This window comes from Crossiella sp. SN42 (assembly GCF_023897065.1).
In the GTDB taxonomy this organism is placed as follows: Bacteria; Actinomycetota; Actinomycetes; order Mycobacteriales; family Pseudonocardiaceae; genus Crossiella.
Genome location: NZ_JAMHIV010000001.1, coordinates 616308 through 630978, shown reverse-complemented (window position 1 = coordinate 630978; position 14671 = coordinate 616308). Strand labels below are relative to the sequence as shown.

The 14671-nt window shown below is 71.7% G+C and carries 13 protein-coding genes; 11 read left to right on the top strand and 2 right to left on the bottom strand.

Annotation, left to right across the window (positions count from 1 at the left end; translation table 11 throughout):
* The first annotated feature begins 14 nt into the window (after nucleotides 1-14).
* Complete coding sequence (locus tag M8C13_RS02775) at nucleotides 15-1055, top strand: LacI family DNA-binding transcriptional regulator (protein ID WP_252478814.1); 1041 nt, start codon at nucleotides 15-17, stop codon at nucleotides 1053-1055.
* Nucleotides 1056-1089: 34 nt separating this feature from the next.
* Complete coding sequence (locus M8C13_RS02770) at nucleotides 1090-2391, top strand: erythromycin esterase family protein (protein ID WP_252478813.1); 1302 nt, start codon at nucleotides 1090-1092, stop codon at nucleotides 2389-2391.
* Nucleotide 2392: 1 nt separating this feature from the next.
* Here M8C13_RS02770 and M8C13_RS02765 read toward each other — a convergent pair whose 3' ends face one another.
* Complete coding sequence (locus M8C13_RS02765) at nucleotides 2393-4225, bottom strand: AfsR/SARP family transcriptional regulator (RefSeq protein WP_252478812.1); 1833 nt, start codon at nucleotides 4223-4225, stop codon at nucleotides 2393-2395.
* A 191-nt stretch (nucleotides 4226-4416) separates the two neighbouring features.
* On the opposite strand from M8C13_RS02765, the gene M8C13_RS02760 reads away from it, so the two are divergent.
* The 8 genes from M8C13_RS02760 to M8C13_RS02725 all read left to right on the top strand — a co-directional run bounded on the left by M8C13_RS02760 (nucleotide 4417) and on the right by M8C13_RS02725 (nucleotide 13505).
* Entirely contained in the window at nucleotides 4417-4596 is a 180-nt protein-coding gene (locus M8C13_RS02760) for an FDLD family class I lanthipeptide (RefSeq protein WP_252478811.1), read from the top strand.
* 105 nt (nucleotides 4597-4701) lie between these two features.
* A complete protein-coding gene (locus tag M8C13_RS02755) occupies nucleotides 4702-6069 on the top strand; it encodes a lanthionine synthetase C family protein (RefSeq protein ID WP_308202755.1) in 1368 nt (455 codons plus the stop codon).
* Between the two features lie 2 nt (nucleotides 6070-6071).
* The gene (locus tag M8C13_RS02750; protein WP_252478896.1) at nucleotides 6072-9170 is read left to right on the top strand and encodes a lantibiotic dehydratase; all 3099 of its coding nucleotides are present in this window, start codon (nucleotides 6072-6074) and stop codon (nucleotides 9168-9170) included.
* Complete coding sequence (locus M8C13_RS02745; protein WP_252478810.1) at nucleotides 9167-10963, top strand: ABC transporter ATP-binding protein; 1797 nt, start codon at nucleotides 9167-9169, stop codon at nucleotides 10961-10963. Before M8C13_RS02750 ends, M8C13_RS02745 begins: the two co-directional genes overlap by 4 nt.
* Nucleotides 10960-11955: an LLM class flavin-dependent oxidoreductase gene (locus M8C13_RS02740; RefSeq protein ID WP_252478809.1), complete on the top strand. Its 996-nt coding sequence runs from the start codon at nucleotides 10960-10962 to the stop codon at nucleotides 11953-11955. Before M8C13_RS02745 ends, M8C13_RS02740 begins: the two co-directional genes overlap by 4 nt.
* Nucleotides 11956-11965: 10 nt before the next feature.
* Nucleotides 11966-12382 (top strand): nuclear transport factor 2 family protein, encoded by a 417-nt coding sequence (locus M8C13_RS02735; protein WP_252478808.1) that lies wholly within the window; start codon nucleotides 11966-11968, stop codon nucleotides 12380-12382.
* Nucleotides 12383-12497: 115 nt separating this feature from the next.
* Nucleotides 12498-12953, top strand: a complete 456-nt coding sequence (locus tag M8C13_RS02730; protein ID WP_252478807.1) for a hypothetical protein — start codon at nucleotides 12498-12500, stop codon at nucleotides 12951-12953.
* Nucleotides 12954-13016: 63 nt separating this feature from the next.
* A complete protein-coding gene (locus tag M8C13_RS02725; protein WP_252478806.1) occupies nucleotides 13017-13505 on the top strand; it encodes a glutathione peroxidase in 489 nt (162 codons plus the stop codon).
* 4 nt (nucleotides 13506-13509) lie between these two features.
* Here the strand turns inward: M8C13_RS02725 and M8C13_RS02720 are convergent, their stop codons facing one another.
* Entirely contained in the window at nucleotides 13510-14106 is a 597-nt protein-coding gene (locus M8C13_RS02720) for a TetR/AcrR family transcriptional regulator (RefSeq protein ID WP_252478805.1), read from the bottom strand.
* Nucleotides 14107-14190: 84 nt separating this feature from the next.
* Between M8C13_RS02720 and M8C13_RS02715 the strand changes: the two genes are divergently transcribed.
* Complete coding sequence (locus M8C13_RS02715) at nucleotides 14191-14652, top strand: GNAT family N-acetyltransferase (protein WP_252478804.1); 462 nt, start codon at nucleotides 14191-14193, stop codon at nucleotides 14650-14652.
* The last annotated feature ends 19 nt before the right edge of the window (nucleotides 14653-14671 follow it).

Here is a 14671-nt window from a genome sequence, read left to right as displayed (position 1 = left end):
GATAGGGTGTGGGCATGTCCAGCCCCGGATCGCCGCGCGTCACCATGGCGGCGGTGGCGCGCCGCGCCGGTGTCTCGCCGATGACGGTGTCCTACTGCTACAGCCAGCCGGACCGGGTCGCCCCGGACACCCTGCGCCGGGTCCGCGAGGCCGCCGCCGAACTGGGCTACCAGGGACCGGACCCGACCGCGCGGTCGTTGCGCAAGCGGCACAACGACGCGATCGGGGTGGTGCTCGGCGAGCACCTCGCCTACGCCTTCGAGGACCCGCAGGCCCGCCGGTTCCTGACCGGCGTGGCCGAGGTGTGCCGCGAGCGAGGCAGCGGCCTGAACCTGATCCCGACCACCGGCGCGGACCAGGACGTCGAGCGGGTGCGCTCGGCCGCCGTCGACGGCTACATCGTGTGGACCACGGTGCAGGACGACCCGGTGCTGGAGGTGGTGCGCGGGCTGGGCAAACCGGTCGCCATCCACGGCGGCCCGGCGGTGCCCGGCGTGCAGGTGGTCGGCATCGACAACCGCGCCTCCGCCAGGGACATCGCCGCGCGCACCTTCGCCGGAGCCCAGCGCCCGGCCGTGCTCAGCTTCCCCTTCGACCGCGAACGCAGGCCACGGCTGGAAACCGGGCCGGAGGCCGACCAGGTGCCGTTCCCGGTCACCCGCGAACGCCTCCAGGGCGTCTACGACCACTGCGAGCGGGCAGGCCTGGACCCGCGCGGTCTGCCGGTGGCCGTGGTGGCCCGCAACGACCGCGAGGAGGCCGCCGCGGTGGCCGCCCTGCTCTTCGACTTCCGCACGCCGGACGCGGTGGTGGCCATGAGCGACCAACTCGCCTTCGCGGTGCTCGACGCCGCCCGCGCCCGCGGACTCCGGGTGCCCGAGGACCTCGCGGTCTCCGGCTGGGACGACGGCCCGGAGGCCGAACGCGCGGGCCTGACCACCATCGCCCAGTCGCTGCACGATCAGGGCAGGACCTGCGCGCTCATCGCGCTCGGCGACCGAGCGCCGGGCGGCAGCGCCTCGTGGACCACCCGGGTGCGCTCGAGCACCCGGTGATCTTCGGTACCCTCCGGTGTCAGGAGGTCACCGAATGTCACAGGATGCCCAGGCCGAGCTGATCACCGCCTGGCTGGCCGAGCACGCCATCCCGCTGCGCACCGTCGAGCCCGGCAACGGGGTGGACGACCTGAAGCCGCTGGCCGAAGCGCTCGACGGGGTGCGGGTGGTCGGGCTGGGGGAGGCCACGCACGGCAGCAGGGAGTTCTTCACGCTCAAGCACCGGCTGGTCGAGTTCCTGGTGACCGAGCTGGGCTTCACCACCTTCGCCATCGAGGCCGGCTGGTCGGCCTGCCGCGCGGTGGACGACTACGTGGTGCACGGCACCGGGACCGCCGAGCTGGCCTTGCGCAAGGTCGGCTTCTGGACCTGGTACACCGAGGAGGTGCACGCCCTGGTCGAATGGCTGCGCGCGCACAACGCGAACCTCCCGTTGGAGCGGCGGGTGCGCTTCCGCGGGGTCGATCCGGTGCTGGACAAGACCGGCGTCGAAGCCATCGGCGGGTATCTGTCCACTGTGGACTCTGAAAGGGCGAGGGCGTTCCGGGCCGCGGCCAGGGCGCTGCGCCCGGACGTCACCAAGATCAGCGTCGGTGGCGTGCTGCGCGCGGCGTTCCGGTACCTGTGGCGGCACGTGCCGGGCGTGCGGGCCGCGGCCGAGCACAACGAGGTGCTCGCGGCCAGGGAGGTGGTGCGCGAAACAGTGGCCTGGCTGGCCGCGCACCCGGCCGAGGACCCGGCCTGGCACGAGGCGCAGTGGCACGCCTGGGCGGTGGACCGGGCCGCGGAGCTGCGCACCCTGCCCACCCTCGGCCAGGCCGGCGGGCACCTGCGCGACCGGATGATGGGCGCGGCCGTCAGCCGCATCCTGGACGAGCAGCCCGACGGCCGGGTGATGTTGTGGGCGCACAACGGACACCTCTCCGCCGCCACCCGCTCCAGCAAGGAGGCCGCACTCGGCGCGGAGCTGCGGGACCGGCTCGGCGACGGCTACTACGCGCTGGCGCTGGTGGCCAACGAGGGCGGCTTCCAGGCCATCCAGATGGGGGGCACCGAGCTGGCCGAGTTCGTCCTGGACCCGGCCGAGCCCGGCACCCTGGAATGGCAGCTGGCCAAGGTCGGCGGTGACCACCTGGTGGACCTGCGGCACGCGCGGCCGGACCCGGTGGCCAGGGAATGGCTGGCGGGCAAGCACAAGATGCGCGGCTACGGCTCGGTGGTCGGGTTCTGGAAGACGATGAAGAAGGAGTCGCTGACCTTCCGGCTGGGCGCGGAGTACGACGGCGTCGCCTACCTGGACCGCACCACCCGCGCCCAGCCGCTGAAACCGAACTGACTCAGCCCGCGCGCTGGATCAGCGTCGGGTCCTCCAGCTCGGCCAGCGTCGCCGCGTACTCCTTGACCAGCTCGTGCAGCACGTACCGGCCGGGCGCGGACTCGGTGAGCAAGTGGTTGTCGTACAACAGTTCCAGCCCGCGCCGGGCCGCCGCGGCGGTCAACCCGGCCAGTGCCGCCGTGTGCGGCGGGTCGACCTCGACACCTGAGCACAGGCCGAGGCAGCGGAACAGCCGCTGGGTCTCCACCGGCAGGCCCTGGTAGGACAGCTCGAACGCGGCGGTGAGCGTGCGGTTCTCCGCGTGCAGCTCGCTCAGCCGGGTCCGGGCCGAGCTGAGCAGGTCCACCAGGTAACGCTCGGTCCAACGCGGATGATGGCGTAATCGACCGGCCAGCAACGTGATCGCCAGCGGCAGCCCGCCGCACAGCGCCACCAGCTCGTTGACCGCGGCCGGGTCCACCGGCTGCTCGCGCGGACCGGCCAGCCGCTGGAACAGCCGGGCGGCCTGTTCCAGCGGCAGCGGGTTCAGCTCCAGCGAGCGCACGCCCTCCAGCGCGCTCAGCCGCCGCCTGCTGGTGATCAGCACCCGGCACCGGCCGGGTCCCGGCAGCAGCGGCCGGACCTGTTCGTGCCCGGCGGCATCGTCCAGGATGAGCAGCAACCGCTTGTCCCGCAAGCGTTCCCGCCACAGCGCGGCGCGGGCGTGCTCGGTCTCCGGCAGCGCGGCGGCGGGCACACCGACCGCGAGCAGCAGCGCGGCCAGCGCCTGGTACGGCGGCAGCGGTGGCTGCGCGGCGGCGAAGGCGTTGAGGCGCAGGAAGATCCGGCCGTCCGGGTAGTCGGCGGCGAGCAGGTTCGCGGCCCGCACGGCCAGGGTGGTCTTGCCGATCCCCGGCATGCCGTCCACCACGTGCACCACCACGGCCGCCGACGGTTCGGTGAGCCGCCGCAGCTCCTCCTCCCTTCCGGTGCAGGACAACGGATCCGCGGGTAGCTGCTCCACGGTCACCGCGGGCGCGAGCACCACCGGCGGACCGGCCAGTCGCGGCGGCGCGGACAGTTCCGGGTCCCTGGTCAGGATGCGCTGGTGCAGCCCGCGCATGGCCGGGCCGGGGTCGATGCCGAGCTGTTCGGCCAGCACCACGCGGGCGTCCTGGAACACCCCGAGCGCCTCGGCCTGCCTGCCCGAGCGGTACAGCGCGAGCATCAGCAGCTCCCGCAACCGTTCCCGCAGCGGGTGCCGGGTCACCAGCGCGGTCAGCTCGGCCACCGCCGTGCGGTGCTCGCCGCGGTCCAGCGCCAGCGCCGCGGACAGCTCCTGGGCCAGCAGGTGGCACTCGCGCAACCGCAGCCGGTGCGCGTGCAGGTACGGGCTGTCCAGGCCGCTGAACGGCTCCCCGCGCCAGCGCCGCAGCGCCGAGCCCACCGACTCGGCGGCCGCCCGCCACTGCCCGGCCCGCTGGTGCTCCTGGGCCGCGGCCACCTCCTGCTCGAAGACCAGGGCGTCCAGCTGGTCGGGCTCCCCGCGCAGCAGGTAACCGGCCTCGGTGCGCACCACCACCGCGTCCCGGTCGTCGGTGGCCCCGGCAGGCCGCAGCGCGCGGCGCAGCCTGCTGATGTTGGTCTGCACCGTGTTCCGCGCCCCCTGCGGCGGATTGTCCGCCCACACCGCCTCGATCAGCGCCTCCACCGGCACCGGCTGGTTCATTCGAGTGAGCAGAACAGCCAGCACTGCCTGTTGCCGCGCCCAGCCCAGCTCGATGCGCACCGGACCACGGCGCGCGGCCAGCGCCCCGAGTACCTCGCAGTAAAGCCTGTCGTCGTGTTTGAGCACGTCAAACCCCCAATTAAGCATCGGAGAAGGACACCTTAACCCGCGGGCGGTGTGTTCGGAACTACTCACAGTAAGAGCCTGTTGACATGCGACTGCAATCCTGTGACAGCGCTGTGTACGCGGCCCCGCCTAGGGTCCGAAGTGAGCGCGAGAAAATCGCGCCGCACAATCACAGAAAGGTGAAATGTCAAATGGACGCTTTTGATCTGGACGCCAGGGTCAGCACTCCGGCGGCGAGCAACGGCCAGGCGCAGCCGCTGTCGATTACCAGTGTGATCACCCGCCTGGCGTGCACCAGGACCCCGCTCTGCTCCGGCTTCACCTGCCGCTGCACCCAGGGCGCGTGCACCGCCGGCTGCCCCAAGCGGTAAGTACCCGCAGCTAGTCGGGCTGAAGCGGGTGCTGCCGTGTGTCGACGACACGGCAGCACCCGCCGCTGGACCCTACCGCATCAGTGCAGAGGAACAGGGGTTGTCATGCGCGCAGAAACAGTGGCCAGGGAATCCGCGACTGCCTGGCACGGAGTAGTCCCCGCGGCGCTTGCGGCCAAAGCCCGCGAAGTGGCCTGGGAGGTCGCGCGGAGAACCGCGGATTCCGCCGAGGTCATCGATCATGTCATGCGATTCACCGAGCAGACGATGCATCCGATGGAATGGTACTTACCCAGCTTCGGGTATGGCCACGCCGGAATCGCATTACTCCATGTGCACGCCGCGGCCGTTGCCCCCAATGAGGTAGAGAGCGCGCGTTCCCTGGCGGCCGGGTTCGCTTTCATCCGCGAGGCGGTGGCGGGCACCCAGGTCCAACCGCTATTGGCCCCCGGCGTGTTCTCCGGCACCGGCGGCCTCGCGCTGTGCGTGGCCGGCTGCGTGGAGGCCGAACCCCGGTTCGCGCCCAGCCTGCGCCGACTGCACGAGCAGTTCGCCGCCCAGGTCGCCGAGCTGGAACTGCCCATGACCGAGCGCGCGGTCAGCGACTCCGACTACGACCTGATCACCGGCGCCGCGGGCACCCTGGTCTACCTCTGCTCCATCCCGGACCCCGACGAGTCGCTGCGCGCCGCCGCCCAGCGCCTGCTGGACTACCTCATCTGGCTCAGCGAGCCACCCCGCGACCTCACCATCACCCGCCGCTGGCTGATCTCCCCGGAGCTGTGCGCGCCACTGGGCCGCGACCCCAGGGAGTTCCCCGGCGGCTACCTCAACCTCGGCCTCTCCCACGGCATTCCCGGCGCGGTCGCGGCACTGGCCGTGGCCAGGCAACGCGGGCACCGGCGGCCGGGGCAGGTGGGGGCCATCCGGCGGATGGTGGACTGGCTGCTGGAGGTCCGGCGCGCGGACGAGCACGGTCCGGTGTGGGCCACCGAGATCCCAGTCGCGGGTTCCGGCGAGGAGGTCCGGCCGAACCAGCCGAACGACCAGATCGGCTGGTGCTACGGCACCGCCGGGGTCGCGGTGTCCCTGCTCGCCGCGAGCGAGGCGCTGGGCGACGCCGAGCTGCGGGCCGCGGCCTTCGCGGCGTTCGAGGGCGTGCTGCGGCGCAGCGAGGAACGGCCCGCGCTCTCACCCACCTTCTGTCACGGGGTGGCCGGGGTGCTGGCCATCTGCCTGGAGTTCGCCGCCGCCGGCAGCGAAGCGGCCCGCGAGCACACCCCGCGGCTGCTCGCCGAGCTGCTCTCACACGCCGATCCGGCGCACCCGCTGGTCTTCCGCGACCAGGAGGAGCCGGGGCTGTTCGTGGACTGCCCAGGGCTGCTCACCGGCTCGACCGGGGTGGCGCTGACCCTGCTCGCCGCGATCAGCCCGGCCCGCCCCACCTGGCTGACCGCGTTCCTGGCGCGGTGACCATGGCCCGCTACGAACCCGCCGACTTCTTCCTGCTGCGCGCCCCCGCGTTGCCCGCCAAGGTCTTCCAGGACCTGCTCGCCATCGGCGATCCGGACCAGGCCCGCGCCGAGGTGCACGGCCGCCTGCGCGAACTGGCCGCGCGGCCGGAGGTGCGCCGGGCGCTCGCGGTGGCCAGCGGCGACCTGGTCGACGCCCTGGACCGCCCGGCCGCCAACGGAAAGCGGGCCCGGCGGCTGCACTCCCGGCTGCTGCGCTACCTCACCAGGATGACCACCCGGCCCACCCCCTTCGGCGCGTTCTCCGGTGTCGCGGTCGGCGAGTTCGGCGCGGAGACCACCGCGCGGCTGGGCGTCCCTGCCTTGCGGGACAACCGGATCCGCGCCGACATGGCCTGGCTGCTGACCCTGATCAAGCAGCTGGAGGAGGACGAGGCGCTGCGGCCGCACCTGCGGGTGGTGCTCAACTCCAGCGTGCACCACAGCGGCGACCGGCTGGTGCTGCCCTACGCCGACATCTACGGCCACAACGACAACCGCGCGGTGCGGGTGCGGGCCACCACCGCCGCGCTCGCGGTGACCAGGCTGGCCGCCACCCCGATCCCGTACGGGCAGCTGCTCACCGCGCTGGCCGAGGAGTTCCCCGGCGTCGACCCGGCCAGGGTCGCCGGGCTGGTGGACGAGCTGCGCACGCTGAACTTCCTGACCAGCGACCTGCGCCCGCCGCTGACCGTGGCCCACCCGGAGGCCCACCTGGCCAAGGCACTGGCCGGGATCGAGGCCGCGGCCGGCACCGCCGAGGCGCTGCGCGAGGTCATCGACCTGGCCCACCACGCCGCCACCAGCGCGGACCCCGCCGCGCTGGCCGCGCTGACCGCCGCCCAGCGCGCGCTGACCCCCGAGCACACCGGCCCGACCTACCAGCTGGACGCCACCCTGGACCTGGCCCAGCCCCAGCTCACCGCCGAGGTCGGGCACGCGGTGGCGGAGGCGGTGGACTGCCTGATGCGCCTGTCCGCCGCGCTGCCGGGCCACAACCACCACCTCGCCCAGTACCGGGACGCCTTCACCGAACGCTACGGGCTGCTCGCGCTGGTGCCGGTGCTGGAGCTGCTCAGCCCGGAGCACGGCCTGGACGCGCCCCCCACCTACACCGAGCCGCCGCGCTCCTATCCGTTGCCGCACAACGTCGGCGAGCCCTGGCAGCAGGACTTCGACCGGGTGCTCACCGAGTTCGCGGTGCAGGCCTGGTGCTCCGGCGAAGCCGAGATCGAGCTGACCGACGAGTGGCTGAACCGCTTCGCCCCGCCGGAGGACGCGCCGTCGCTGGCGCTGTACCCGGCGCTGGACGTCTACGCCCAGCTCGCTGCCGACCACTCGGCAGGGCAGTGGCGGGCCGTGCTGCGCGAGGAGGGCCTGGCCTTCGGCGGCCGCACCTCCGGCCGGTTCTTCGACCTGCTCGGCGAGGAGGCGGTGGACCGGCTGCGCGGCTACGCCCGCCGCGAGGAGGAGCTCAGCCCCGAGGTGGTCTACGCCGAGCTGTGCTACCTGCCCAACCACGGCCGGGCGGCCAACGTGGCGCTGCGGCCGCTGCTGCGCGGCTACGAGGTCCCGGTCAACACCGCGCCCTCGGTGCCGCCGGAGCGGGTGATCGACCTGGCCGACCTGTGCGTCGGCGCCACCGAGGACCGGCTCTTCCTGTGGTCCAAGCGACTGGGCAAGCAGGTGGTGGTCTCGCAGAACCACATGCTCAGCCCGCACGTGGCGCCCAACGTGGCCCGGTTCGTGCTGGAGGTCTCCAACGACGGTTACGCCATGCCCTGCGGCTTCCGCTGGGGGCCACTGGACACGATGCCCTTCCTGCCCAGGGTCAGCCGCGGCAAGGTCGTGCTGCGCCCGGCGCAGTGGCGGCTGAACCCGTTGCCGGGCAAGGACTTCGCCGCCGAGGTCCGCGCCTGGCGGGAGCAGTGGCGGGTGCCCAGGCACGTGTACCTGGTGGAGGCGGACAACCGGCTGCTGCTCGACCTGGACCACCCGGTCTGCCTGGACGAGCTGGCCACCGAGCTCAACCGCGGCCCGGTGACCGTGCACGAGATGCTGCCCGCCTTTGGCCAGCAGTGGCTGCGCGACACCGACGGCGCGGCCTACCTGGAGGAGATCGTGGTGCCGCTGCTGGCCCGCAGCAGCGCGGACACCGCGCGTAGCGAGGTCACGCTGTCCGCGCCGGTGGACACCGACGACGCTCCGGCGCGGCTGCACCTGCCCGGCGGTCAGTGGAGCTTCCTCAAGCTGTACACCGGAATGGCCCAGCAGGACGAGATCATCAGCACCGGCCTGCGCGAGCTGGTCGCGATGCTGGGGGAGCAGGGGCTGATCGACCGCTGGTTCTACATCCGCTACATGGACCCGCGCCCGCACCTGCGACTGCGCTTCCGCGCCGCGCACCCCGAGGCCGAGCCCGCTTTGCTGTGGCAGCTCACGGTGTGGGGCAAGCAGCTGGTCGAGCAGGGCCTCGCCTTCGACACCGCGCTGGCCGGCTACACCCCGGAGATCGAGCGCTACGGCGGCCCGCTGGTCTACGACACGGTGGAGGAGGTCTTCGCCGCCAACAGCGCGGTCACCGCCGACCTGGTTTCCCTGCTGCACAACGACAGTGACCTGCGCCCCGACTTCGCCGCGATCGCCGCCGTGGACACCCTGTACCGGCAGTGGGGCCTCGCGCCGAAGGAACGCATGGAACTGCTGCCCGGCAGCGGCGGCGCGGACGCCGACCTCGTGCGCGCGGAGTTCCAGCAGCACCGCGCCTATCTCACCGAGCTCCTGGTCCCGTGGGACTTCCGCCCGCACGAACAGGGCAGACGGCACCACGAGATGATCGCAGAAGTCCTTGCCCCGCAACGCGAAGCGGTCGCCGCGGCGCAGGCGGCGGTGACCGGTGGGCAGCTGTGGGGCACCGAGGCCGGGGTGCTGGGCAGCCTGGCGCACATGCAGATCAACCGGCTGCTGCCGATCGACCTGCGCCGCGAATCGCACCTCTACGCGCTGTGGCGGCAGGCTCTGCGCGCCATCGGCGGCCGACCCGCACCGGAGGCCACGGCATGAACCCGAACAACCACTGGCTGCGGATCGCCAAGATGCTGTGGGACCTCAGCCCGCTGCGCGTGCTGGCGCTGATCCTGGTCACCGTCGCGGTCTCGGTGGTGCCCGCTATCCAGTTGCAGCTCACCGCCACCGCGGTGCAGACCGTGGCCGAGGCGATCGCGGCCCGCGGCGAGGGCGACTTCGGCCCCACGGTGCTCGCGGTCGGGTTGCTCATCCTGGCGGTCTCGGTGGCCGCGCACCTGCTCGGGGTGTGGCACGGCTACCTGGACTCGGTGCTGCGCCTGCACCTGTCCACCGCGGTCGGCGAGGAGGTGATGCGCAAGGGCACCAGGATGGAGCTCCAGGACTACGAGGACGCCGACTCCTACGACAAGCTCCAGCGCGCCTTCCAGGAGAGCAGCGGGACCCGGATCCACCAACTGTTCACCGACACCCTGGCCTTCGCCCGCGAGCTGATCACCATCCTGTCCGTCTCCGCGGTGCTGTTCTCCTGGAACTTCTGGGTCGCCGTGCTCATCCTGATCTCGCCGATCCCGTCCGCGATCGCGCAGATGTGGTACGGCAAGAAGATGTACGAGATCGAGTACGGCCGGGCCGCCGATCGTCGTCGCCTGTTCTACCTCCAGTACCTGACCACCACCGACCACTCCTTCAAGGAGGTCCGGCTCTTCCAGCTCGACGGACACCTGATCAAGGCCTACCGCGACCAGGTGCAGCGGTTCCTGCGGGTGGACCGCGACATCACCCGCCGCCAGTCGGTCTCGCTGGGCGTGTTCGGTCTGGTGAGCGTGCTGATCTCGGCCGGGGCGCTGGTGTTCGCGATGCTGGCCACCAAGGACACCGGGCAGATCGGCGAGCTGGCCGGGTACCTCCAGGCGATCGGCATCGTGCAGGCCTCGGGGCACACCCTGCTGGTCGGCGTGGCCAACCTGTTCGAGAACAAGCTGTTCGTGAGCAACCTGTTCGAGCTGCTCGACCTGCCCGAGCGGCAAATTCGTGGCGGGCAACGGAAGTTCCCGGAGCGGCTGCGCCAGGGCATCGAGTTCCGCGAGGTCAGCTTCACCTATCCCGGCACCAGCGAACAGGTCCTGGACCGGGTCAGCTTCACCATGCCCGCCGGCAACTGCGTGGCCCTGGTCGGCCAGAACGGCGCGGGCAAGACCACCCTGGTCAAGCTGCTCACCCGGCTCTACGAACCCACCAGCGGGGAGATCCTGCTCGACGGCGTGCCGATCCAGGAGTTCGACCTGGAGGACCTGCGCCGCAACCTCGGCGTCATCTTCCAGGACTACATCCGCTACGAGCTGCCGGTGCGGGACAACATCGGCTTCGGCCAGATCGAGCACCGCGCCGACACCGACCGGATCCGCCGCGCCGCCCAGGCCAGTGGCGCTGACTCCATTGTGGACACTCTCCCGGCGGGCTACGACGCCATGCTGGGCCGGCACTTCGAGAACGGCCACCAGCTCTCCGGCGGCCAGTGGCAGAAGGTCGCACTGGCCAGGGCGTTCATGCGGGCCGCGCCGATCGTGGTGCTGGACGAGCCCACCGCCTCCATCGACGCCGAGGCCGAAACCGAGATCTTCCAACGCTTCCGCACCATCGCCGACACCTCCACCAGCCTGCTGGTCGCCCACCGCTTCTCCACCGTCCGGATCGCCGACAAGATCATCGTCATCGAGGGCGGCAAACTCGTCGAACAGGGCACCCACACCGAACTCATGCGCCAGGGCGGCCACTACGCCTACCTGTTCAACCTCCAAGCCGCCGGATACCAGCCGGAGCACACGTGAAGACCTCCATCATCCTGCCGGTGATGCCCGAACACCCCGCCGACCTCACCCCCTTCGCCGAACTGGTCCGCGACACTCCCGCACACCGCCTGTGGCAGGGCCAGTCCCTCGGCCTGGAAACCCACCAGGCCTTCGCCTACCTGGCGGGCCAAGGGTTCCAGCTCCCGGTCGGCACCAGCGTCACCCTCACCGCCCTGCGCCACCCCTACGAGGCCGCCCTGCAAGCCCGCTCCCTGGCCCGCCTCACCGGCCACCCCATGGCCCTCGGCATCGGCGCGGGCACCCCGGAACTCGTGGAGTCCTTGCACGGCAAGGCCTACCCGAGCCCGCTGACCGCACTGGCCGACTACCTCACCATCCTGCGCGGCCTGCTGTCCGGCGACCCCGTGCTGCACCAGGGCCGCCAGTACCAGATGCACGGCGGCCTGCCCCCCTTCGAGCACCCACCGGTGGAGCTCGGCCTCGGCGTCCTGCGCCCCGCCGCCGCCCGCCTGGCGGGTGCACTGGCCGACTCCGCGATCACCTGGATGACCCCGCCGGACTACGTACGCACCGTGCTCCGCCCGGAAATCGAAGCCGCCGCGGCGAAAGCCGGTCGCCCCGCACCCAGGATCGTCACGGTGGTGCACGTCGCGGTCCGCCGACCGGGCCGAAACCCGCACCAGGTGGCGCTCACCGCCGCCCGCGAACACCTGTCGGCCCCGCACTACACGGATATGCTCCGCCGCGCGGGCCTGCGCGTGCACCCCATGCAGCCAGGCCTGAGCGCGCGGGCGCTGGTCGATGGCGGCGTGGTGCTCACCGGCACGCTGTCCGAGATCGCGGCCGGGGTGCGGCGCTACCACGAGGCCGGGGTGGACGAGGTGGTGCTGAACACCGCGGGCGTGCGCATGCTGGAAGGCCGGGAGGCCGCGCTCCGGGACCTGCGCGCGGTACTGGCGGAGGTGACCACGTCGGATTCCGGCCAGCCAACCGCCGCCGGGCTTGCCTAGTCTCAGCGGCATGAGTGCCGAGATCGTCCAACAGGCCTGGCAGACCTTCCGCACCCGCGACCCCGAACGCATCGCCGCGGTCTTCACCCCGGACGCGGAATGGCTTGCCCCGCAAGGAAACGCGACCGCGACCACCCTGGGCATCAGCCACCACATGGTCGGCGGGGAGCAGATCGCGCACTTCCTCGCCGTCGACTTCCCGCGGCTGTTCGCCAAGGACGTGGAGGTGACCTTCCGCGGCTTCCACGTCGCGGGAGACGTGGTGGTCGTCGAGGAGACGATGACCGCGACCCTGGCCGACGGCAACCCCTACCGCAACGACTACTGCCTGGTCTTCGAAGTCCACAATGGACTCATCCACCGGGTGCGCGAGTACCTGGACACTGCCAGTGGCGCCCGTCAGCTCGGTGTCCCGGTTACGACGTAAATCACTGCCTGACCTGCGCCGGCAGCGGTTAGGGTGCCCCTGTCCGGGGCGGTCGGCGCGCGATTGCACCGGGGGGAATGCTCCCGCGCGCATCGACGCAGAACTGTGAGAACCCATGTCCTCCACCCGCTCCGCCCTCATCGCGCTCACCCTGGGCGCCGCCCTGCTCACCGCCGGTTGCGGTGGCGCCGCACCGGCCAACTGCGACCAGCAGCAGAACGCGGTCGCCGCCGCGGAGAAGACCTTCACCGAGGCCGACACCACGGCCAAGACCGCCGAGGGCAAGCTCGCCGAGATCAACAAGGCCAAGGACGCGGCCAACGCGGAGGCGGACAAGGCCGTCGAGGCGGCCAAGGTCGCCAGGGCGAAGTCCGAGAAGGGCGGCGCCGCACAGCACGCGGAAGCGGCTTCGGCCAGCGCGCACTCCACCCGCCTGCTGGCCACGGCCACCGGCCTGATCGCGGACGCGGCCCAGGCCCGCGAGGACGCCGAGAAGGTCAGGGGCAAGGCGACCGAGGCGAACCAGGCCGTCACCGACGCCAAGCAGAAGCTCGCCGACTGCCGCAAGTGACCGCACCGCCCGCTCCGTCACCCCGGTCACGCGGTGGCGGAGCGGGCGACTAGCGTGACCCCGGTGACCCTGTACGACATCCCGCTGCGGACCCTCTCCGGCGAGCCCACCACCCTGGGCGAGCTGCGCGGCAAGGCCCTGCTGATCGTCAACGTCGCCTCCAAGTGCGGCCTGACCAACCAGTACACCGGCCTGGAGGCACTGCAGGAGCGCTACGCCGCCCGCGGCTTCTCCGTGGTCGGCTTCCCGTGCAACCAGTTCGGCGGCCAGGAACCGGGCAGCGCGGAGGAGATCCAGACCTTCTGCTCGACCAGCTACGGCGTCACCTTCCCGATGATGGCCAAGATCGAGGTCAACGGCCCGGACCGGCACCCGCTCTACACCGAGCTGGTCGCCACCGCGGACGCCGAGGGCGAGGCCGGCGACATCCAGTGGAACTTCGAGAAGTTCCTGCTCGACCCCGCGGGCAAGCCGGTGGCCCGGTTCCGCCCGGCCACCACGCCGGAGGACGACGCGGTGGTCGGCGCGATCGAAGCGGTCCTGCCCGCCTGACCCGTCACCCGGCCGTGGCGATCCCGTCCAGGAGGTTGGCCACCAGCGCCAGGATGAACTTGTCAGTGACAGGTTCGTCGGGCACCAGCAGCCGGTGGTAGACCGCGCCCCAGAGCTGGTCGATGACAATGCGCACATCGACCTCGGCGCGGAGCTGCCCCTGTTCCTGGGCGCGCTGGAGCCGGGTGACCGCCAGCTGGCGCCGCTGCGCGGAGTACCGCTCCCGGAAGGCGACCGAGAGCTCGTGGTCGGTCTGCGCCTGCCCGATCAGCTCGGTGACGATCTTGCCGCCCGCGGTCTTGGTCATGACCTTGGCGAAGGAGCGCAGCTGGCTGGTCAGGTCCGCGCGGATGTCCCCGGTGTCCGGGAAGGCCAGCGTCTCCTGGACGGCGTGGAAGTAGCCGTCCAGGGCGAGCGCACCCTTGGAGGGCCACCACTTGTACAGCGTGGTCTTGCTGACCCCGGACACCCGCGCGACCCGCTCGAAGGTGAAGTCGGCCAGTCCCTCGGCGAGCAGCAGTTCGCCCGCGGCCCGCAGCACATCGGCCCGGACGTCGTCGGCCGGCCGGCGTCCGCGTCCGCTGCGTTCCCTGCCGGTCATGCCGCGGCCCACCTCCACAATGGATCTTGCAACCACATGATGTCATGGTCTAAAGCGGTGGACACGCCCGTTGATACTGGCACCGTGGACACCACTACCAGCAAACCCGCGACATGGACGCTGCGCACGGCGGAGCCAGCCGACGTCGAGGCGATCGCCGAGCTCCGCGCGCGGGTGCTGCGCCCGGACCTGGAACGGTTGGGGCGCTTCGACGAACACCGGGTTCGCCAGCGCCTGCGGGACTCCTTCTCCGTCCAGTACACCTCGATCATCGAGGTCGACGGCGCGTTCGCCGGCTGCGTCACCCTGCGTCCGGCCGAGCAGAGCTGGTGGCTGGAGCACTTCTACCTCGACCCGGACCTGCAGGGCCGCGGCCTCGGCACCGCCGTGCTGCGCACCCTGCTGGCCCGCGCCGACGCCGAGGCCGCGCCCGTCCGCCTGAACGTCCTGCAGGGCAGCGCCGCCCAGCGGCTGTACGAGCGGCACGGCTTCATCGTGGAGTCCCAGGACCCGATCGACGTCTACCTGGTGCGCGAGCCCGCTTGAGTCTGTACCTACTAGTATG